20 protein-coding genes, 1 other RNA gene and 1 riboswitch are annotated in these 19,384 nt (G+C 56.2%); of the genes, 8 read left to right on the top strand and 13 right to left on the bottom strand.

Going from position 1 to position 19,384, the window contains the following annotated elements; genetic code table 11:
• Positions 1 to 26: 26 nt before the first annotated feature.
• The 8 genes from smpB to ACGHUK_RS06475 all read right to left on the bottom strand — a co-directional run bounded on the left by smpB (position 27) and on the right by ACGHUK_RS06475 (position 5,761).
• A complete protein-coding gene (gene smpB / locus ACGHUK_RS06510; RefSeq protein ID WP_120079215.1) occupies positions 27 to 509 on the bottom strand; it encodes an SsrA-binding protein SmpB in 483 nt (160 codons plus the stop codon).
• Between the two features lie 102 nt (positions 510 to 611).
• Positions 612 to 1,211, bottom strand: coding sequence for a recombination mediator RecR (gene recR, locus ACGHUK_RS06505; RefSeq protein WP_005941730.1), 600 nt, complete (start codon positions 1,209 to 1,211; stop codon positions 612 to 614).
• Positions 1,212 to 1,230: 19 nt separating this feature from the next.
• A complete protein-coding gene (locus ACGHUK_RS06500; RefSeq protein WP_097774953.1) occupies positions 1,231 to 1,569 on the bottom strand; it encodes a YbaB/EbfC family nucleoid-associated protein in 339 nt (112 codons plus the stop codon).
• A gap of 31 nt (positions 1,570 to 1,600) precedes the next feature.
• A complete protein-coding gene (gene dnaX / locus ACGHUK_RS06495) occupies positions 1,601 to 3,466 on the bottom strand; it encodes a DNA polymerase III subunit gamma/tau (protein ID WP_120079213.1) in 1,866 nt (621 codons plus the stop codon).
• 77 nt (positions 3,467 to 3,543) lie between these two features.
• Positions 3,544 to 3,642, bottom strand: an RNA gene (ffs, locus tag ACGHUK_RS06490) — signal recognition particle sRNA small type.
• Positions 3,643 to 3,915: 273 nt separating this feature from the next.
• On the bottom strand, positions 3,916 to 4,668 hold the full coding sequence (locus ACGHUK_RS06485; RefSeq protein WP_044953660.1) for a ZIP family metal transporter: 753 nt from the start codon (positions 4,666 to 4,668) through the stop codon (positions 3,916 to 3,918).
• 66 nt (positions 4,669 to 4,734) lie between these two features.
• Positions 4,735 to 5,370, bottom strand: a complete 636-nt coding sequence (locus tag ACGHUK_RS06480; RefSeq protein ID WP_390575588.1) for an SIMPL domain-containing protein — start codon at positions 5,368 to 5,370, stop codon at positions 4,735 to 4,737.
• A gap of 16 nt (positions 5,371 to 5,386) precedes the next feature.
• Positions 5,387 to 5,761 (bottom strand): HIRAN domain-containing protein, encoded by a 375-nt coding sequence (locus ACGHUK_RS06475; protein ID WP_390575585.1) that lies wholly within the window; start codon positions 5,759 to 5,761, stop codon positions 5,387 to 5,389.
• A gap of 558 nt (positions 5,762 to 6,319) precedes the next feature.
• Between ACGHUK_RS06475 and ACGHUK_RS06470 the strand changes: the two genes are divergently transcribed.
• Entirely contained in the window at positions 6,320 to 6,595 is a 276-nt protein-coding gene (locus ACGHUK_RS06470) for a hypothetical protein (RefSeq protein ID WP_044953661.1), read from the top strand.
• A 127-nt stretch (positions 6,596 to 6,722) separates the two neighbouring features.
• On the opposite strand, the gene ACGHUK_RS06465 is transcribed toward ACGHUK_RS06470, so the two are convergent.
• On the bottom strand, positions 6,723 to 7,295 hold the full coding sequence (locus ACGHUK_RS06465; protein WP_291019285.1) for a chromate transporter: 573 nt from the start codon (positions 7,293 to 7,295) through the stop codon (positions 6,723 to 6,725).
• The gene (locus ACGHUK_RS06460) at positions 7,292 to 7,864 is read right to left on the bottom strand and encodes a chromate transporter (protein WP_005941745.1); all 573 of its coding nucleotides are present in this window, start codon (positions 7,862 to 7,864) and stop codon (positions 7,292 to 7,294) included. The genes ACGHUK_RS06465 and ACGHUK_RS06460 overlap by 4 nt, the downstream gene beginning before the upstream one ends.
• Positions 7,865 to 7,972: 108 nt before the next feature.
• Here ACGHUK_RS06460 and ACGHUK_RS06455 point away from each other — a divergent pair, with 108 nt between their 5' ends.
• Together ACGHUK_RS06455 and ACGHUK_RS06450 are read left to right on the top strand one after the other, a co-directional pair.
• Complete coding sequence (locus ACGHUK_RS06455; protein WP_390575581.1) at positions 7,973 to 8,773, top strand: aspartate dehydrogenase domain-containing protein; 801 nt, start codon at positions 7,973 to 7,975, stop codon at positions 8,771 to 8,773.
• 15 nt (positions 8,774 to 8,788) lie between these two features.
• Positions 8,789 to 9,685, top strand: coding sequence for a D-isomer specific 2-hydroxyacid dehydrogenase family protein (locus ACGHUK_RS06450; RefSeq protein WP_390575578.1), 897 nt, complete (start codon positions 8,789 to 8,791; stop codon positions 9,683 to 9,685).
• Between the two features lie 40 nt (positions 9,686 to 9,725).
• Here the strand turns inward: ACGHUK_RS06450 and ACGHUK_RS06445 are convergent, their stop codons facing one another.
• Positions 9,726 to 10,262: a TIGR00730 family Rossman fold protein gene (locus ACGHUK_RS06445; protein WP_390575576.1), complete on the bottom strand. Its 537-nt coding sequence runs from the start codon at positions 10,260 to 10,262 to the stop codon at positions 9,726 to 9,728.
• Between the two features lie 95 nt (positions 10,263 to 10,357).
• A riboswitch (TPP riboswitch) is annotated at positions 10,358 to 10,465 on the top strand.
• A gap of 56 nt (positions 10,466 to 10,521) precedes the next feature.
• On the opposite strand from ACGHUK_RS06445, the gene thiD reads away from it, so the two are divergent.
• Both thiD and ACGHUK_RS06435 read left to right on the top strand, forming a co-directional pair.
• Positions 10,522 to 11,322 (top strand): bifunctional hydroxymethylpyrimidine kinase/phosphomethylpyrimidine kinase, encoded by an 801-nt coding sequence (gene thiD, locus ACGHUK_RS06440; RefSeq protein WP_291017760.1) that lies wholly within the window; start codon positions 10,522 to 10,524, stop codon positions 11,320 to 11,322.
• Positions 11,315 to 11,992, top strand: coding sequence for a TENA/THI-4 family protein (locus ACGHUK_RS06435; RefSeq protein WP_207698187.1), 678 nt, complete (start codon positions 11,315 to 11,317; stop codon positions 11,990 to 11,992). Before thiD ends, ACGHUK_RS06435 begins: the two co-directional genes overlap by 8 nt.
• 591 nt (positions 11,993 to 12,583) lie before the next feature.
• Here the strand turns inward: ACGHUK_RS06435 and ACGHUK_RS06430 are convergent.
• Complete coding sequence (locus ACGHUK_RS06430; RefSeq protein ID WP_005941761.1) at positions 12,584 to 13,216, bottom strand: rhomboid family intramembrane serine protease; 633 nt, start codon at positions 13,214 to 13,216, stop codon at positions 12,584 to 12,586.
• A complete protein-coding gene (locus ACGHUK_RS06425; RefSeq protein WP_044953662.1) occupies positions 13,213 to 13,701 on the bottom strand; it encodes a CYTH domain-containing protein in 489 nt (162 codons plus the stop codon). Before ACGHUK_RS06425 ends, ACGHUK_RS06430 begins: the two co-directional genes overlap by 4 nt.
• A 196-nt stretch (positions 13,702 to 13,897) precedes the next feature.
• On the opposite strand from ACGHUK_RS06425, the gene ACGHUK_RS06420 reads away from it, so the two are divergent.
• From ACGHUK_RS06420 to ACGHUK_RS06410, 3 genes are all read left to right on the top strand, one after another.
• Complete coding sequence (locus ACGHUK_RS06420; RefSeq protein WP_294647471.1) at positions 13,898 to 15,124, top strand: class I SAM-dependent rRNA methyltransferase; 1,227 nt, start codon at positions 13,898 to 13,900, stop codon at positions 15,122 to 15,124.
• Positions 15,125 to 15,788: 664 nt separating this feature from the next.
• Positions 15,789 to 17,876 carry a glutamine synthetase III gene (locus tag ACGHUK_RS06415; RefSeq protein ID WP_371292938.1) on the top strand — a complete coding sequence of 696 codons (2,088 nt, stop codon included), beginning with the start codon at positions 15,789 to 15,791 and terminating at the stop codon, positions 17,874 to 17,876.
• Between the two features lie 149 nt (positions 17,877 to 18,025).
• Positions 18,026 to 19,345: a glutamine synthetase family protein gene (locus tag ACGHUK_RS06410; protein ID WP_005937322.1), complete on the top strand. Its 1,320-nt coding sequence runs from the start codon at positions 18,026 to 18,028 to the stop codon at positions 19,343 to 19,345.
• Positions 19,346 to 19,384: the final 39 nt, after the last annotated feature.

Genomic DNA, 19,384 nt, shown 5'->3' with positions numbered 1-19,384 from the left:
CCGCTTCAGGAAGCGGTCTGAAAAGATCAATAGTATTTGCCGTTGGACTTCATGGCACGGTCAATGGAACGCTTTGCATCGCGCTGGGCGGCATCGGCACGCTTATCGTAGAGCTTTTTGCCTTTGCAAAGGCCCACTTCCATTTTCACGCGGCCATGTTTGAAATAGAGCGAAAGCGGCACAAGGGTAAATCCCTGCAGCTTGCACTGCTGATGCAGCCGCCGGATCTCACTTTTGTGTGCCAGCAGGCGCCGGACGCGCATCGGATCCTGATTGAACATGTTTCCGTGGTCGTAGGGACTGATATGCATTCCCTTTACCAGCAGTTCACCATCCTCAATATCGACCCAGCTGTCTTTCAGGTTGACCCCTCCGGCACGCAGGCTCTTGACCTCCGTACCTTTCAGTTCAACACCGGTTTCCAGCGCTTCCAGAACGAAGTATTCATGGCGCGCTTCACGGTTTGTGGCAATGGTTTTTGTTGCCGGACGCTCCTTAGTGGGTGCCATTCCGCGCGCCTCCTTTCTCCATTGTGGTTTGTTGTATCAGTATACCATTTTTTTATGGTTTTGCAAGGGCTGTTTTTGAAGAAACTGTAAATTTTTCCCAATTCACAGCTCACCACGGCCAGAAAGTGCACGGTACAAAGTGGTTTCGTCAGTGTATTCCAGACTTGCACCCACCGGCAGGCCGTAGGCCAGACGTGTGGTCTTGATGCCCAGAGGCTTGATAAGCTTTGCCAGATACATAGCGGTGGCTTCACCCTCCACCGTGGGGTTCATGGCCATGATGACCTCTTTCACCTTGCCGTCGCCCAAGCGGGCCAGAAGTTCCTTGACGCACAGCTGTTCGGCAGTAATTCCGTCCATCGGGCTGAGCAGACCGTGCAGCACATGGTACAAGCCGTGATACTCCCTTGTGCGTTCAAACGCCTGCACATCGCGGGGCGTTTCCACCACGCAGATCACAGAAGGATCGCGTTTTGCACTCGCACAGATGGGGCAGATATCCGCTTCTGTATAATTCTGGCAGATACGGCAGCGATGGAGCTTGGTGTGGGCACCCTGAATGGCTCCCGCCAGTGCGGCGGCATCTTCGTCCGACATGCTCAGCACCTGATACGCCATGCGGGTAGCGCCCTTGCGCCCGATCCCCGGAAACTTGCTGAATTCTTCGATCAGCTTTTCCAGCGGGGCAGCAGTATAGCCCATGTTCTTCCCTCCTGCCGGATCAGAGACCGGGGATGTTCATGCCGCCGGTCAGCTTGCCCATTTCAGCTTCGGCAGTTTCGTCCACCTGCTTGACGGTTGCGTTGATGGCAGCAGCCACCATATCTTCCAGCATTTCAACATCATCCGGGTCCACAGCCTCGGGCTTGATGGTGATGGACAGCACTTCGTGCTTGCCGTTCATCTTAACAGTGACCATCTCACCGGCAGCGCTGCCGGTGTACTCGGCAGCTTCCAGCTCGGCCTGTTTGGCTTTCATATCTTCCTGCATCTTCTGTGCCTGACGCATGAGGGCGTTCATATCGGGGCGGCCAAAGCCTGCGGGCATTCTTGCTTTCATAATCGTTTCTCCTTATTGATGCAATGTATTTTTATGATCTCGTTTTCCTTGCGGAATCCTCAATGGACACATCCAACCCCAGCTTTTCCAGTGCACGAAGCGACTGCTCTGCGTTGGAGACCGTTTTGCCAGCGCTCTTTGGTTCATAGGGACCAATGGGCACCGCCGTACCGGACACATCCTTGATCAGCTTTTTGATCAGGCGCTGGCTGTCCTTGTTGGCGCGGATAAAATCGCGGAAGGTCTTGCCGCCGTCGATCAGCACGCGGGTGCCATCAAAGTAAGCCTTGGACTTGCGCAGATAGGTGTAGAGCATGGGATCTTTTTCCTGCAGCTGCTGTACCACCTGCGGCCAGTACGGATACAGCGCAGTCCCTTCCTGCCCGGCATCCTGCGGCTTTTCCGGCACAGGCTTTGCAGCGGGCGTGGGTGCAGGTTTGGGCGGTTCTGGCTGCGGAACAGGTTCCAACTCTGCCGGCATGGGTGCAGCTGGCTGTGCGGCCTGCGCGGCAGGCTCGTCCCAAGGCAGCATTCCGGCCTGCTGCACGGGCGGTTCCTCCGGCAGCGGCGGCAGCTCTTCGGTCTGGACGGGTGAAGTCTGCTCTACAGATATTTCCGACGGCACGGAAGGTTCTGCCTTTACAGGTTTCGGTTCCGCTGCAGGCTGCACCACAGGAACGGACGGTATTGGCGGCTGGGTAGTCGGAGCGCTTGCAAAGGGCTGCACAGCAGTTGCCGAGGCAAACGGCTGCGGCGCTGCGGGTTGAGCTGCAGCACGGACAGGCGCGGCCTGCACAGGAACTGCCTGCGGCTGCTGGGGCGGTTCGGATAAGCCAAATAGTGCAAGTTCCAGCTCGATCCGCTGGTCGCTGCCGCGGGTCATATGTTCCAGCGCACTGCCCAGCGCACGGATGGCACGAATGGCCTCCCGCTGGCCAAGCTGCGGGCCTTTTTCCAGATACAAAGCCTCCTCCTCCGGCGAAACGCCGGACAGAAGGCTCTGCCCGCCCGGCAATGCTGCCAGCATCAAAGCACGATAATGCGCGATCAATTCCTCTGTCAGACGCTTGACATCCACAGACTGCTGGCGAAGCTGTGCCAGCTGGGCCAGTGCTGTGGCACCGTCCTGCGCTTCCAGTGCGTCCGAAATGCGGAACAGATAACTGCGGTCGGTCACACCTGCCATGCGGCGCACCACATCGGCATCGATTTTCGCCGTAACGCCTGCGCAGGTATCCAGAATGGACAACGCATCGCGCAGTGCACCGTCGGCCAGACGGGCGATCAGTTCCGCACCGTCCGGCGAAAGCTCCAGCTTTTCCTCACCTGCAATATATTCCACCCGGCGGGCGATATCCTCCGGCCCGATGCGGGTAAAATCGTACCGCTGGCAGCGGGAAAGAATGGTGGCGGGCACCTTCTGGATCTCAGTGGTTGCCAGAATAAAGATGACGTGGGCAGGCGGTTCTTCCAGCGTTTTGAGCAGCGCATTGAATGCTGCTGTGGACAGCATGTGCACCTCATCGATGATGTATACCTTATATTTACAGGCGCTGGGAGTGTAAGCTGTTTCGTCGCGCAGGTCGCGGATATCGTCCACACCGTTGTTGGAAGCCGCATCCATCTCCACCACGTCCAGAATGCTGCCGTTATCGATGCCCTTGCAGATCTCACACTCGCCGCAGGGGTCTCCATTGACCGGATGCAGGCAGTTGACTGCCTTTGCAAAGATCTTGGCGCAGGTGGTTTTGCCGGTGCCGCGCACGCCGGTAAACAGGTAGGCATGGCCCACACGGTTTGCCGTGATCTGGTTTTTCAGCGCAGTAACAATGGCCCGCTGGCCTACCACATCCTCAAAACGCTGCGGTCTCCATTTGCGGTACAAGGCACGGTACATGGTTCTCTCCCCTTTCCTGCAAAATAAAAAGGACAGCGCTGACGGGGTTTTGTCCCCGCCTTGCGTAACTCGGCATACGGATGCAGGCTTACTGAAACGCACGAACACACTGCTTAAGGCTGCTTGGTTCCCCACCTGACCTGGTTCACAGCGAATCCATCGTACAGGACCCGCATCCGTATGCCGAACCACGCAGCAGGCGCTGTCCGACACATCCTTCTGAATGCCAGAATATTGTACCATAAACGCAGGCAGATTGCAAGGGGTGGGAGGTATCATTTCACGGCCCACGCATGAAACGATCAAATAGGATAGCCCAAAGTCAGAAAATGTGATGTCCTCTAAAATCCAAAAAGCGCAGTACATTCTCTGCGCTTTCGCGTTTTGTACTGCGCTTTGCTTTTATCCTGTTATTTTAACGGCATTGATTTTGCAGCAGCCCTTTTTTCTTACAATGCCACATCCAGCGCCATCATCAGCGCAAATCCCAGCACGATGCTTACAACACCGACAGGCTCGTCGCCCTCCACGGCCTGCGGGATCATCTCCTGTGCGGTCACGCACACCATACAGCCCGCCGCTGCGCTGAGCAGCCACGGAAGCGCAGTACTGACCCATTCGGCCAGAGCAAAGGCAAGCAATGCCCCCAACGGCTCTACCAGCCCGGAAGCCGCTCCCGCAAAAAACGCCTGACTGCGGGTGCGGCCGTTATGGGCCAGCGGCAGGCTGACTGCTGCACCTTCCGGGATATTCTGCAGGCCGATGCCAAGGCTCAGCGCCAGTGCACCGCTGATGGCATCCGGCTCCCCGGTCAATGCCAGTGCAGCGGCAAGGCCCGCCACCATACCCTCGGGCAGGTTGTGCAATGTTACAGCCAGCACCATACGTCCGCCGTGCCCGGCCCCGCCTGCCAGCAGCTGCCCGGCAAACTGTTCCACCTGCAAAAGGCCCACTGCGCCAAGCACAAGCCCCACTGCCGATGGGATCCATGCCGGAAGCGGCAAAGTCTGTCCGCGCTGGATAGCAGGCAGCAGCAGGCTCCACACACTGGCCGCCAGCATGATGCCCGCTGCCATGCCGCACAGGATGCGCTGCGTGCAGGGCCGCGACCGCCGCCGCAGCAAAAACACGCCTGCTGCCCCCAGTGTAGTGCACGCCGCCGGAAACAGCAGTACCCACGCAGTGAAAACGATCTGGTTCACGATACATTCCCCCTTTGCCCGGTGTATGACGGGAAGAGAGAAAATGTGCAGAGAACGCGGAGCTTGTCACTCTGTAAGCCAGACGACCTTAACGGATTCACTCCGGTCCGTTGTCGGAGCCTTCACCCTTCTGGACAGCACCGACATCAGCTGCTCATAATAGCCATCGCCACATTCATTTTCTCCTTGGCTGGCTGAATAGACCAGCGGTCTCACAGGGTCATTTCCAACCACGACCGATTCGATTCCGACCAGCTTCTGCCCCATAGTCTGCGCGATATCACCTGCTTTCGCCTTGGAATCCTCCAGCGCAAGCCGAATCAGTTCTGCACGGATTGCTTCCTGATTGGAAAAAGCATAGTTCGTCTCAATTTCCGCATCCAGCTCATTTTCCTCTATAAGATATCGGATATAATTTGCGAAATCCATGCTGAACGCAGTGCTGATTTTCAGCTCACGGTTTGCCCGCACCGTGTAAGGCTCATGATAGCTTTCTTCCTCCGTCGAGTCCTTTCCGATTTGCACATTTTCCGGCGCGATTCCTGCAGCATCCAGCTTTTCCAAAAACAATTCTGATTGCCGCATCACATTTTTCAGGGCCTGTGACGTAGTGCTCATCCGGCTGTGAAATGTCACAGAGACGCTCATCTGGTCATAATCATACTTCTTCGACGCTCTTCCTTCGATAGTCAGTTTTCCCATTCTGGATTTTCTCCTTTCAGAACGAAATATCTTTATCTTCGCTGCCAAAGGGCAGACCCGTAGCCGGATCGACCGGCGGCAGGCCAGTCTGCCCCATATCCGCCGCCTTTACGCTGCATACCACCGCATTGGCAAGCACATACTTCACCTTTGCGGTGGCAGCAGCGCCGATCTTATCATAGATGCGGCCTCCGCTGTAACAGTCGCCCAGCACGGTGTGAGTGCTGTTGGCCACATAACCCACCTTGCCCAGACCCGGCAGTTCTGCGCGGATGGCTTCGCGGTCAAAGCCATTCTCCGGCTCCTTGACCAGCTTTACCTTCTGGCCTACTGTAAACGGCTGAGTGCCGAAGCGGTAGTTGAGTCCGGTCAATGTAACATAGTACTTCATCTTTATTTCCTCCAAAACACATGTTTTATTTTCAGGGAACCCGTTCATCCCCTGCTGTGTCTGTATTATCCACTTTTTATGTCCAATAAAAATCACTTTCAAATAACACTTGTCATTTTTTGATATTTTTGTTCAGGTTTGCTGCACAAAGTTTACCATCTTTTCTTTCTCCGCAGGTCAACTGTCATATGACAAATGGTTCTTTTCCGTTTCCGGAGCCGCATCATCCTCACTTTTGCATTTCTTTATTTCTCTTTAGGGAACATGCATTCCCGTCTTGATTCAAGGGAACAAACAATGAAAGAAATTACAAAGTGATTACAACACGGTAAAAAATTCTTTCCTGAGTCTCTCCGCGCTTCGATCAGTTTAACAAAAACTCTTTGACTTTTAGCGATAAATTATAACAAAATCGTAGATTATCATTGAAATCTCACTTCTTAGCCAAAAAAGCTCTTGATTTTTTCGCAAAAAAGACTAGAATATCCACTTGCAGAAAGGCACTTCCTGTAGGGCCTTCTGCAAAATACATTTGCGTATGGCAAGGAGATTTTAGATATGAAACTCAAGAATGTTTGTGTTGCTGTTGTTGCTCTGGCTCTGGCTGTTGGCATGACCGCTTGCGGCGGTTCTGCTTCCTCCACTGCTGCATCCTCTTCCGAGGCTGCTTCTACCAGCACTTCTGTTGCTGCTGAGGCCGAGGAGAGCGCTTCTTCCGCTGTTGCAGAGGAGAACGGTTCTTCTTCTGAGGCTGCTTCCAGCGAGGCCGCTTCTTCTGAGGCCGCTTCCAGTGAGGCTGCTTCCAGCGAAGCTGCTTCTTCCGTTGCAGCTTGATCGCACAGCGCCTAAATTCCAATAAAAGCTGAAGCCGGGCACAGGGAGCCATGAGTTTTCCTGTGCCCGGCTTTTTACAACAAAACGCACCGGATCGTTCAACGAGAACCACCCGGCGCGTTATTTTTTATGCTCCCCAGAACAGGATGCCCAGCCCTGCGGAAATCAGGATCATGAGAATGGGGGATGGTGCCTTGCCGTTCCTTTTGCGGCACAGCAGATGCAGCCCCCACAGCAGCAGGAACACCACAATGGAACGGAGATCCGGCGCAATGCCTGCCTTGTCCGCTGCAAACCCGGCCAGCGTAGAAAGCGCCATGTTGACTGCAGTTGCCAGGATCATTGCCACCACGCAGGGCCGCACCCCGCCCAGAAATGCATTGACACCGGCATATTTCATCAAATTCTGCAGCACCGATGCAACGAGCAGGATAATGACAAAAGACGGCAGCACCACACCCAGCGTGGCGCACAGCGCGCCCCAGAAGCCGCCCTGTGAAGAACCAATGAAGGTGGCCATATTGATGGCCAGCGGGCCGGGTGTGGACTCTGACACCGCAATAAAGCTGAGGAATTCGCCTTCCGTCAGCCAGCCGTGCCCCAGCACCGTTTCGCGCACCAGCGAGATCATGCCGTAGCCGCCGCCAAAGGACAGCGCGCCGATCATGAGGAAATTCCAGAAAAGTTCTACATAGATCACGGCTTCTTCTCCCCCTTCCGCAGCTGCTGTACTGCATACACCAGCAGCCCGGCCGCACCGCTGAACAGGATGTAAAAAATGGAAGAGAAGGACACTGCTGCAATGGAACAGCCCACCATCGCTGCCGCAACCGTGGTCAGGATGACAATATTGAAGACGCTGTGTTCCAGCTGCTTCAGCATTTTCAGTCCGGCGGAAAGGATCAGATAGATCACACACACCTGAATGCCGTGGAACGCACTTGCCACCACCGAAAGGCGGAGGAACTGGTCAAAGAACAGCGAGATCAGATAAATGACCGCGAAGGACGGAAGACATACCGCCACCGTGGACGCTGCCGCACCTGCCGTACCCTCGATCTTGTAGCCGATATAGGTGGCACTGTTCACCGCCACCGGGCCGGGCGTAGACTCCGCAATTGCCACCATGTCCAGAAATTCTTCTTTTGTTACCCACTTTTTTTCTTCTACAAACTCATTTTGCAGCAGGGCTACCATGGCGTAGCCGCCGCCAAACGTGAACGCTCCAATTTTGAAAAACGTCCAGAAAAGCTCCTTTGTTTTCGACATAGCCTTCTCCTTTCTTGCGCCTTATTATATCATTTTTTGTTTTGATATGATATACTTTAATGGAATATGCTGCTTTCTTTGGAAAAAGCAGAAAAAGGAGTTTAGGATATGAAAACAAAATTTGGCATTGTAGGCTGCGGCTTTCTGGGCGGCATTGTGGCCAACGCATGGAAGAACGGTCTGCTGCCGGACTATGAGCTGGTGGGCGTGACCAGCCGCACCCGTGCTTCGGCGGAAAAGACTGCCGAAACGGTGGGCTGTGCCGTGTGTGACGATGTGGATGCCCTGCTGGCGCTGGAGCCGGAGTACATCGTGGAGACTGCTTCGGTGGAGGCTGTGCGCGCCATGGCTGTGCCTGTGCTGAAAAAAGGTGTGAACCTGGTCATTATTTCCATTGGTGCCTTTGCGGACCTTGATTTTTACGGGCAGGTCAAGGCCGCTGCCGTGGAGGGCGGTGCCAAGGTGCATCTGGCAAGCGGTGCCATCGGCGGCTTTGATGTGCTGCAGACCGTCACTCTGATGGCCGAGGCGCAGAAGCTGGCCGAGACGGCAGGCATTGAGACCCACACCGGAGCCAAGGGCTTCCGCAACACGCCGGTATGGGCCGACCACCTGCTCACCGATACGGAAAAGACCACTGTGTTCACAGGCAATGCCAAGCAGGCCATTGCCACCTTCCCGCGCCGGGTCAACGTAGCCGTGGCCACCTCTCTGGCCACCACCGGCCCGGAGATCACCGGCGTGACCATGCATTCGGTCCCCGGCTGGGTGGGTGACGATCACCGTATCACTGCCGAGATCGAGGGTGTGAAGGCTGTGGTGGATATCTGCTCTTCCACCAGCGCCATTGCTGGCTGGAGTGTGGTTTCCCTGCTGCGCAATCTCGCTTCCCCTGTGTGTTTCTATTAAAAGGAGGATCTGCACATGTTCCATAAACTGGTAGCCATTGAGCCGGTCAGCCTGATTCCCTCCGCTGAGCAGGAACTGCATCAGTATGCAGAAGAAGTGACCCTGTACCGCGATATCCCGGCGGACGATGACGAGATCGTGCGGCGTATCGGGGATGCAGATGCCGTGCTTCTGAGCTATACCTCCCGCATGGGCAAAAGCGTGATCGAGCGCTGCCCGAATATCCGTTACATCGGCATGTGCTGCAGTCTGTATTCGGAAGAGAGCGCCAACGTAGATATCGCCTATGCCCGCACCCGCGGCATCAAAGTGCTGGGCATCCGGGACTACGGCGACCGCGGCGTTGTGGAGTACGTCCTGCATGAGCTCACCGGCATCCTGCACGGTTTTGGGATGCCCATGCTGCGGGACGAGCCGGTGGAGATCACCGGGCTGAAGGCAGGCATCATCGGGCTGGGTGTGTCCGGCAAAATGATCGCCGACGCGCTGCAGTTCATGGGTGCCGACATTGCCTATTACAGCCGCACCCGCAAGCCGGATGCCGAAGCTGTGGGCATGGCCTATAAGCCGCTGGCACAGCTGCTGACCGAGAGCGAGGTGGTGTTCACCTGCCTGAACAAAAATGTCCTGCTGCTGGGCAAGGACGAATTTGCGCAGCTGGGCGAGGGAAAGGTGCTGTTCAACACCTCCATCGGCCCGGGCTTTGACTCTGCTGCTCTGGAACAGTGGCTTGCTCTGCCGGGCACCCACTTCTTCTGTGACACCCGTGCCGCTGCCGGCCCGGTGGGTGAAGACTTCTTTGCCCGTGAGAATGTGCATTGCGCGAATGTTTCTGCCGGACGCACCAAGCAGGCTTTTGTGCTGCTGAGCCAGAAGGTGCTGGCAAATATCCGCACTGCACTGGGAGAATGATATAAAAAGGAAACGCTTCCCGGCTGGGAAGCGTTTCCTTTTAGGCTTTATTCAAAATTGTTGTGATCTCTTCCAGATTCGCCGCAAATCGGATGCCCTGCTGGCGTTGCGGCGTGGAAAGGCCTTTCTCGATCATTTTGGCAAGCAGTGCTTTCAGGCTGTCGTAGTAGCCGTTCAGATTATAAAGGATGCAGGGCGCATCCAGCTGACCCAGCGAGACCCGGGACATCACTTCTGCAATTTCTTCCAGCGTGCCGGTACCGCCGGGGAATGCGATGAAGGCATCGCCCAGCTCGATCATCTTCGTCTTGCGCTCGGTCATGTCCTTGGTGACGATCAGCTCGGTCAGGCCATCGTGCTGCAGCTCCTGCTGCACAAAGAACTGCGGTTCCACACCGGTCACCGTGCCGCCTGCGTCCAGCGCGCTCTGGGCAAGCTGACCCATCAGGCCGCTGCGGGAGCCGCCGTACACAAGGCGGTGCCCGTTTGCACCGATCCAGCTGCCCAGTTCCCGGACAGCTTCCGCCAGCGCAGGATCATTGCCCGCATTTGCTCCAAGATAGACCGTGATGTTCATGGTATTTCCCCCTTTGTTTTTTCCATTTTACCACGCAGCGGGCCGATTGAAAAGGGCCATCCCCTTGCAAATGCAGCGGCACTGTGGTATTCTTGAACGCAGAAAAAGGGAGCCTGCAAAAGCAGGCTGAGAGTGGGCTGTTTGCCCAGACCTGTGACCTGATTTGGACAATGCCAACGTAGGGAGATACTGCTGCTTCAAAGTGCGGAGATGCCTCCTTGCGGGCATTTCCGCATTTTTTGCAAAGGAAGTTGTAACCATGAAAACTGCATTGACGATTGCCGGCAGCGATTCCAGCGGCGGTGCTGGCATCCAGGCCGATATCAAAACCATGACTGCAAACGGCGTGTACGCCATGAGCGCCATTACCGCACTGACTGCCCAGAACACCACAGGTGTGACCGGCATTTTTGAAGCCACGCCCGAATTTCTGGCACAGGAGATCGACGCCATTTTTACCGACATCTACCCGGATGCCGTCAAGATCGGCATGGTATCCTCGGCAGAGCTGATCGGTGTGATCGCCGAAAAGCTGCACACCTACGGCGCAAAGCATATCGTGGTGGACCCGGTGATGGTTGCCACCTCCGGCTCCAAGCTGCTGCGGGACGATGCCGTGCAGGCACTGACCGAAAAACTGCTGCCCATGGCAGAGGTGGTCACCCCCAACATTCCGGAGGCTGAGATCCTTTCCGGCATGAAGATCACCGATGCGGCCGGAATGGAGGCCGCTGCAAAGCTGATCAGCGAGAAATACCACTGTGCCGTGCTGTGCAAGGGCGGCCACCAGATCAACGATGCCGACGACCTTCTGTGGCGGGACAGCTGCGGCAAATGGTTCCGCGGCAAGCGCATTGCAAACCCCAATACCCACGGCACCGGCTGCACCCTATCCAGCGCCATTGCGTCTAATCTGGCAAAGGGCTATGATCTGGATGCATCGGTGGAGCGCGCAAAGGCCTACATTTCCGGCTGTCTTTCTGCCATGCTGGATCTGGGCCACGGCTCCGGCCCGATGGACCATATGTTTGCACTGAAGGGAGAGTTTGTGGGTGAGTGAGCAGACCTTTGTGCAGCAGCTGGTGCAGGAAAGTCTGCCTGTGTGGGAGCAATGTCTGCACTCAGAATTTCTGACCCACCTTGCGGATGGCACACTGGATGAAGCCTGCTTCAAGGGCTACATCGTGGAGGACAGTCTTTACCTGCGGGAATATGCCAAGGTGTTTGCCTGGGGCATGACCAAGGCAAAGGATATGCAGACCATCCGCACCTACTATTCCCTGCTTTCCTTCGTGAATGAGAGCGAGGATGCAGCCCGCCTGCACTATCTCAAGCACTTTGGACTGACCGATGAAGGCATCCAGAGCCTGCCGCTGCGGCCGGAGAACCGTGCCTATGTGGACTCTATGATCGAAGCCGCCAAAAATGGCGATGGCGCGGCCGAGTGTATGATGGCCTGCCTGCCCTGTATGCTGAGCTATGGCTGGATCTTCCAGAAACTGCTGGAAGAAAAGCCTTCCGTGCAGGATACCCTTTATGGTGCGCTGGTGGTGGACTATGCTGACAAGGGCTATGAGGCGGCCTGCCGCGACTGGGCCGCGTTTGCAGAAAAAGTCTGCGAAGGCCTGAGCGACGAGCGCCTTGCCCGCTGCCGCGAGATCTTCCATGCCTGCTCGGAGCACGAGCTGAACTTCTGGGCCATGGCAGCTTCCCCGCGCAGTGACCTGTAATTTTTCCTAAAATATAAAATGCACCCGGCCTGTGGGCAGAACCGCAGCAACCGGGTGCATTTGTTTTGTTCAGGGTTTCGTGGCCGCAACCACAGGCATGAGCCTTCGTGCCGGAAACAAGGGAGCCCTAAAACAAAAACTCCCCCGGCTCTTCTGCCGAGGGAGTGGAAAAGAAAAACGCCCCTAACAGAAGAATTTTCTTCTGTCAAGGACGAATAAAATTTGGCCTTTTATCCGCGGTGCCACCCTGACTTCATGGGCATGACCCCATGCACTTGGCGAGATGCCAACACATCCCCGGCAACTGACGTATGCCCTACGTTGCAGAATACTGTGCGGCGAAAGTTCTCCGCAGTTCCCTGCACCCTCAGCGGTCCATTTCGGGAAAATATAACGCAAAGTCACACTTTCCTTGACGAACTGTTTCCGGTCTGCTTCTCAGCTGCGCAGGCTCTCTGTACAGGCATGGTTCGCCGTTATCTCCGCTTCAACGGTTTAGTGTATTGAATTTGGCTATATTAAACCACGGATTTTTCGTTTGTCAATACCTGTTTGCAAATTTTTCAAAATCAGCCTATGTCCACAGTGGGTTCAGCGCTTCCGGCGGCTGTTCGTGCTGGAAAACTTCACCGCTTTTGCCGGCCTGCGGCGGCTGTGCAACGCACTGTAGTAGCCAAAGGCAGTGCCGCATAAGCCGCCCACAATGTGCATGAAGTTTGCCACATTATCATGCACAAAAATGATATCGTACACCTGCTGACCAAAGTACAGCGCTGCAACCAGCAGCATGGTGACCGGGATGCCGCCGGAGAAGCCCGCCAGCGACGAAAGCATGATAAGCATGAACACGATGCCGGACGCGCCCAGCAGCCCCGAACGTGGGAACAGCACGCATTGCAGCACGCCGGTGACCAGAGCGGTGAACACCATGCCGCACAAAAGCGGCTTGCTGCCGTACTTTTCTTCCATTGGCGGGCCAACAACGAGCAGCAGCAGCATGTTATTCAGAAAGTGGTCCCAGCTGGCATGGCCCAGCACATGGCCGAACAGCCGGATGTAGAACAGCGGGTCCTTCAGCGAGGAGCGGTAGACACAGAACAGATGCATCGTCGTCCACCCGTCCGTCCACTGGTCGAGGAACAGCACCAGAAGTGACAGCAGGAAAAATGTGAGGATCACCGGGGAGTTGTACTGCAGTTCCAGTTTGAGTTTTACTTTTTTCATCCTCTTGTCTCCACCCAGTATTCGCCCATGCTCTGGCCGGGCTGGTTCGTCACTTCATCCTTGAGGTAATCGCCAAGGCCGCAGCTTTCCGGCTGCCATGCAAGGGCTGCTTCCACCGTGGGGTACTCCACCTCGGCATACCAGAACTCGGTGGGCTGGCCTTCGTCCACATGGTTCACTTCCAGCACAGAACCGTCCGGCAGGGTGTAGCTGCGGCGCAGCTTCGGGATGAGAGGTTTAGCGATAATCTTGTATTCCAGATCATCAAACAGTTCTTTGTCGATGCTGCGCTCGATCTCCTCACGGGCAAGGCCGCCCCCGGATTTGAAGCAGAGGATGTAGTCCGTTCTGCCGCCGGTGAGGGCTTCTTCCCGGATGCGCACGGTGGGCCGCACGCTGATATAGCCCTGCCGCATGGCAAATTCCTCCCTGAGGGGCAGCCCCTCCGGCCAGCCCTTCACCATCCATTTGCGTTCGATCTCCATAATGCATCCCTCTTTCATGCGGTTTTTTGGCATTTCTTATTTATAATAACATGATTTTGTGCTATTATAAAGGGTAGATTTTTACTCCTTCAGTCTGCTTCGCAGCCAGCTTCCTCAATGAGGGAGCCTACCCGCACGGTAAGCGTGTCGAGCGAACGCGGGACGAAGGGAGTTCGTCCATGATAAGGAGAACCATATGAAAGAACGCGCTTACCCTGTGTATACCGTCAACAAACACGCCGAGGGCCTGCTGGTGGGCGGGCACCCCTGGGTGTATGAGAACGACATCCTCCATTCCCCGGAAAATGAGCCGGAAAACGGCACGCTGGCCGATGTGGTCAGCACCAAGGGTTCCTACCTTGGCACCGGCTTCGTTTCGCTCAAGAGCAAGATCCGCGTGCGGCTGATCTCCCGCAACGCCAATGACACCTTTGATGCAGCCTTCTGGCGCCGCCGGGTGGAATATGCATGGAACTACCGCAAGACCGTGCTGGAACCTGCAGACCTTTCTGCCTGCCGCGTCATTTTTGGCGAAGCCGACCAGTTCCCCGGCCTGACTGTGGATCGGTTCAGCAACATCCTCGTCACGCAGACCCTGAGCGTGGGCATGGAAAAGCTCAAGCCCGTCCTCTTCCCCATTCTGGCAGAAGTCCTGCGCGCCGACGGCCAGACCATCGACGGCATCTACGAGCGCAACGATGAGGCTCTGCGCGCAAAGGAAGGTCTTGAGCAGAACAAAGGCTGGTTTGAGCTGCCCGGTGAGACTCACCCGGCAAGCACCCAGACCGAGATCTGTGAGAACGGAGTTTACTATCATGTGGACTTCGAGAACGGCCAGAAGACCGGCTTCTTCCTTGATCAGAAGTACAACCGCCGGGCGGTGGCACGCCTTGCTGCAGGTCACACCGTGCTGGACTGCTTTACCCACACCGGCAGCTTTGCACTGAACGCCGCTGCGGGCGGCGCTGCCCGTGTGACCGCCGCCGACATCAGCGCCGAGGCCATTGCCATGGCGCAGCGCAATGCCCAGCGCAACGGTCTGACCAATATGGACTTTTTGTGCGAGGACACCTTTGAGCTGCTGCCCCGCTTGGAAAGAGAGGGACACCCCTACGATTTTATCATTCTGGACCCGCCGGCCTTTACCAAGGCGCGCCGCACTGTGGAGAACGCCATGCGCGGTTACAAGGAGATCAACTACCGTGCCATGAAGCTGCTGCCTCGCGGCGGCTATCTGGCAACTGCCAGCTGCTCCCACTTTGCCACCGAGGAGCTGTTCATCAAGATGCTGCGCGCCGCTGCAAAGGATGCGCACCGCCAGCTGCGGCAGATCGAGGTGAAACAGCAGGCACCGGATCATCCGATCCTGTGGGGTGTGCCGGAGACGAATTATCTGAAGTTCTTCCTCTTTCAGGTGATTTAACGATTTGAATACCCTCCGTTTCACTCTGGGTATCTTCAGCGGAAGTTTTATTTTTAATATTTGAGCTTCCGGAAAATCTGCGGATTTTCCGGAAGCTCTTTTTTCACAAAGCGGGGCCGTAACGGGCAATGGCACCGTATATTAAAAACACATTTTCACCAGAAGGGACCCCATCGGGTAAATGCATCTTTTTGCTGCGCTGCCTGAACCCTCTCAGTCAAAGCCTGACGGCTTTGCCAGCTCCCCCGAGGGGGAAGCTTTATGAGCAGGGACGGAAAACAACAATCTTTTCCGATGATGAATAAACTTACCCGGCAGCTGGATAAAAGCTCGCCCTTCGGGAGAGCTGGCATTGCGCAAGCAATGACTGAGAGGGTTTTTCCCATCGGGCGGAGAGGGTTCGTTCTCTTAAAAAGTCATACCAAGTGCGGATGCTCCAAAAATGCAGGAAGCTGTTTGTACAGAATCGTCAGATTTGTCAATTGCCTTTTTGCCCGGCAGAGGCTATAATCAAATCATAGACAGCAACGGCGCTGTGGGTCACCTCCTGACTCGCGGCGCCGTTTTTGTTAAGATGCTTTCGTACTTCTGGGTGCGGCATTGCGGCAGACCAGAATGCAGACGAAAGGGTAAGAAAAATAAGATCAAGTAAGGAGTAGGATTTATGGCAGCGAATGTTATGGAAATCTACGGCAGCAAGGTCTTTAACGAACATGTGATGAAGGAGCGCCTGCCGAGCGCAACCTATAAGAGCCTGAAGAACACCCTGCACAAGGGTGCTCCGCTGGACATTGAGGTGGCAAACGTTGTGGCCAGCGTGATGAAGCGCTGGGCCATGGAGCTGGGTGCCACCCACTACACCCACTGGTTCCAGCCGCTGACCGGCATCACCAGTGAGAAGCACGATGGCTTTGTTTCCCCTGTGGGCGACGGCACCGCCATCATGGAGTTCTCCGGCAAGGAGCTGGTGCGCGGCGAGCCCGATGCATCTTCCTTCCCCTCCGGCGGTCTGCGCGCCACTTGCGAGGCCCGCGGCTACACTGCATGGGACCCCACCAGCTACGCATTCGTGAAGGATGACGTGTTGTGCATCCCCACCGCATTCGTCAGCTACACCGGCGAGGCTCTGGATAAGAAGACCCCCCTGCTGCGTTCCATGAACGCACTGTCCAATCAGGCAGTTCGCATCCTGAAGCTGTTCGGCAAGGATGTGGATTACGTCTCCACCACCGTCGGCCCCGAGCAGGAGTACTTCCTTATTAAGAAGGAAGATTACGAAGCCCGTCAGGATCTGATCCTCACCGGCCGCACCCTGTTCGGTGCCCCCTCTGCCAAGGGTCAGGAGCTGGAAGAGCACTACTTCGGTGTCATTCGTCCCGAGGTCTCCGAGTTTATGAAGGAGTTGGACGAAGAGCTGTGGAAGCTGGGCATTCCCGCCAAGACCAAGCACAACGAAGTTGCTCCCTGCCAGCATGAGCTGGCTCCCATCTTCGACACCACCAACGTTGCCATCGACCACAACCTGCTGACGATGGAGATGATGAAGAAGATCGCTCCCAAGTACGGTCTGGTCTGCCTGCAGCATGAGAAGCCTTTTGAGGGCGTGAACGGCAGCGGCAAGCATAACAACTGGTCCATGTCCACCACCCACGAGAACCTGCTCGACCCGGGCGACACCCCCATGGAGAACCTGCAGTTCCTTGTGTTCCTGGCTGCTGTCATCAAGGCTGTTGACGAGTACGCCGATCTGCTGCGCACCTCCGTTGCCACTCCCGGCAACGATCACCGTCTGGGTGCCAACGAGGCACCTCCGGCTATCATTTCCATCTTCGTGGGCGAAGAGTTGGAAGCTGTCATCGATGCTATCGCATCCGATTCCCCCTATGCCGGCCCCGTCAAGATGAAGATGGATCTGGGCGTTGATGTCCTGCCCAAGTTCAGCAAGGATACCACCGACCGCAACCGTACCTCTCCCTTTGCCTTCACCGGCAACAAGTTCGAGTTCCGTATGCCCGGTTCCGCTGAGAACCTGAGTGATGCCAACACCATCCTGAACACCGCCGTTGCAAAGGAACTGAAGGGCTACGCCGACGAGCTGGAGGGTGCTGAGGACTTTACCAGCGCTGTGATTGCTCTGGTCAAGCGCACCATCCGCGACCACCGCCGCGTCATCTTCAACGGCAACGGCTACACTGCCGAGTGGGAAGAGGAAGCCGCAAAGCGCGGTCTGCCCAACAAGAAGAACACCCCCGCTGCTCTGCCTGCCCTGATCGAGCCCAAGAACATTGCCCTGATGGAAGAGTTCGGCGTGCTGACCAAGGTAGAGATGGAGAGCCGCTACGAGGTGGAAATGGAGCACTACTCCAAGATCATCAACATCGAGGCTCTGACCATGCTGGAAATGGCCCGCAAGCAGCTGCTGCCTGCCGTCAACTCCTACATGAGCGAGCTTGCCAATACCGCAGCATCCAAACTGGCTGTGAGCGAGAACATCAGCGTGCGCAGTGAGACCAAGACCCTGACCAAGCTCTCTGCTGATGCCGATGCTATGAGCGACGCCGTCGATACCCTGCAGGATGCAGTGGATGCTTCCAAGGCATTGCCCACCGAGGCAGAAAAGGCCGTTGCTTTCCACGACAACGTGCTGCCTGCAATGGATGCTCTGCGTGCCGCTGCGGACGACGCCGAGACCATCTGCGGTGAGGATTATTGGCCTCTGCCCAGCTACAGCAAGATGCTCTACTACGTCTGATCTTTCATCAGCGTAACAGCAGAATAGCATCCGTAGGCTGCGGAATTTAAAATTGCCATTCTCCTTTTCCTATTTCTTACACCAGCCTAAAGACCTGCTCCCATTCTGAGGGCAGGCCTTTAGGCGTTTTATTTGAAAGGGAAACCATTATGAGCTATTCGACCCAACAGGACATCCTTGATTTTGTGGAGGACAACAACGTCAAATTTGTGCGCTTTGCCTTCTGCGATATCTTTGGCACTCAGAAGAACATTGCCGTGCTGGCAAACGATCTGCCCAAAGCTCTGGAAGACGGTGTCTGCTTCGACGGCAGCTCCATTGCCGGCTTCATGAAGGTGGAGGAAAGCGACCTTGTGCTGCGGCCGGATCTTTCCACCGTGACCATTCTCCCCTGGCGGCCTACCGAGGGCCGGGTGATGCAGTTCTTCTGTGATGTGGAAAAGCCGGACGGCCAGCCCTTTGGCGGCAACTGCCGCGGCTTTCTGCGCAGCGTGAACCGAAAATTCAAAAAGCTGGGCATCACCTGCAATGTGGGCGCAGAGTGTGAGTTCTACCTGTTCGAGAATGATGACCGGGGCCGCCCCACCCGTATCCCCATCGACTTTGGCGGCTACTTTGACGTGGCCCCGCTGGACGCAGGCGAGAACCTCCGCCGGGACATCTGCCTGACCATGGAGCAGATGGGCATGAGCCCTCAGCACAGCCATCACGAAAGCGGCAACGGCCAGAACGAGATCGACTGCCACCACGCAGGCCCCCTCAAGACCGCCGACAACGTGATGATGTTCAAGCAGATCGTGCGCGCTATTGCCACCCGCAGCGGCATCCATGCAAGCTTCCTGCCCAAGCCCCTGCCGGATCAGGCAGGCAGTGGTCTGCACATCAACCTGTCCCTTTACATGGATGGCCGCAACCTGTTTGAGGGCGACATTGCCCCGGACAGCATTGCAGGCAGCTTTATGGCCGGTGTGCTGGCCCACAGCCGGGAGCTGACCGTGTTCACCAACCCTCTGCCCAACAGCTATCAGCGCTTTGGCTGCGATGAAGCGCCCCGCTATGTGAGCTGGAGCCGCCAGAACCGCAGCCAGCTGGTGCGCATCCCGCAGGTAAAGGGCGACAACTGCCGCATGGAGCTGCGCAGCCCGGACCCTGCCTGCAACCCCTATCTGGCCATTGGTCTGGTTCTGGCTGCCGGATTGGACGGCATCGAGAACCGCATGGTGCTCTCTGCCCCTGTGAACAAGAATCTGTTCGACCCCTCTATGGCTGAGGGCCTCAGCCTTGAGACTCTGCCCGCCAGTCTGGAAGAGGCCGTGCAGGCTGCGGAGGAGAGCGAATTTTTGCGCAGAGTGCTGCCCGAGCAGCTTGCCAGCCGCTACTTTACGGAAGAACTGAAGCGCTGCGAAGCACTGAAACACGCGTCCGACCCTGTTGAGTACGAGCGTACCCATTACTTCAACGCCATCTGACCCCTGCAAAAGAGAGTGTGTAGGAGAAAGGAGCGAAGG

Origin of the sequence: Faecalibacterium sp. i25-0019-C1 (assembly GCF_042854225.1) — a bacterium.
Classification (GTDB): Bacteria; Bacillota; Clostridia; order Oscillospirales; family Ruminococcaceae; genus Faecalibacterium; species Faecalibacterium taiwanense.
This window is presented reverse-complemented; position numbering and strand designations above follow the sequence as displayed.

Bases quoted from the DNA above. Each gene is read 5' to 3' on its own strand.
- smpB (WP_120079215.1), bottom strand. From the start codon at position 509: ATGGCACCCACTAAGGAGCGTCCGGCAACAAAAACCATTGCCACAAAC.
- recR (WP_005941730.1), bottom strand. From the start codon at position 1,211: ATGGGCTATACTGCTGCCCCGCTGGAAAAGCTGATCGAAGAATTCAGC.
- ACGHUK_RS06500 (WP_097774953.1), bottom strand. From the start codon at position 1,569: ATGAAAGCAAGAATGCCCGCAGGCTTTGGCCGCCCCGATATGAACGCC.
- dnaX (WP_120079213.1), bottom strand. From the start codon at position 3,466: ATGTACCGTGCCTTGTACCGCAAATGGAGACCGCAGCGTTTTGAGGAT.
- ACGHUK_RS06480 (WP_390575588.1), bottom strand. From the start codon at position 5,370: ATGGGAAAACTGACTATCGAAGGAAGAGCGTCGAAGAAGTATGATTAT.
- ACGHUK_RS06475 (WP_390575585.1), bottom strand. From the start codon at position 5,761: ATGAAGTACTATGTTACATTGACCGGACTCAACTACCGCTTCGGCACT.
- ACGHUK_RS06470 (WP_044953661.1), top strand. From the start codon at position 6,320: ATGAAACTCAAGAATGTTTGTGTTGCTGTTGTTGCTCTGGCTCTGGCT.
- ACGHUK_RS06460 (WP_005941745.1), bottom strand. From the start codon at position 7,864: ATGTCGAAAACAAAGGAGCTTTTCTGGACGTTTTTCAAAATTGGAGCG.
- ACGHUK_RS06455 (WP_390575581.1), top strand. From the start codon at position 7,973: ATGAAAACAAAATTTGGCATTGTAGGCTGCGGCTTTCTGGGCGGCATT.
- ACGHUK_RS06450 (WP_390575578.1), top strand. From the start codon at position 8,789: ATGTTCCATAAACTGGTAGCCATTGAGCCGGTCAGCCTGATTCCCTCC.
- ACGHUK_RS06445 (WP_390575576.1), bottom strand. From the start codon at position 10,262: ATGAACATCACGGTCTATCTTGGAGCAAATGCGGGCAATGATCCTGCG.
- thiD (WP_291017760.1), top strand. From the start codon at position 10,522: ATGAAAACTGCATTGACGATTGCCGGCAGCGATTCCAGCGGCGGTGCT.
- ACGHUK_RS06430 (WP_005941761.1), bottom strand. From the start codon at position 13,216: ATGAAAAAAGTAAAACTCAAACTGGAACTGCAGTACAACTCCCCGGTG.
- ACGHUK_RS06425 (WP_044953662.1), bottom strand. From the start codon at position 13,701: ATGGAGATCGAACGCAAATGGATGGTGAAGGGCTGGCCGGAGGGGCTG.
- ACGHUK_RS06420 (WP_294647471.1), top strand. From the start codon at position 13,898: ATGAAAGAACGCGCTTACCCTGTGTATACCGTCAACAAACACGCCGAG.
- ACGHUK_RS06415 (WP_371292938.1), top strand. From the start codon at position 15,789: ATGGCAGCGAATGTTATGGAAATCTACGGCAGCAAGGTCTTTAACGAA.
- ACGHUK_RS06410 (WP_005937322.1), top strand. From the start codon at position 18,026: ATGAGCTATTCGACCCAACAGGACATCCTTGATTTTGTGGAGGACAAC.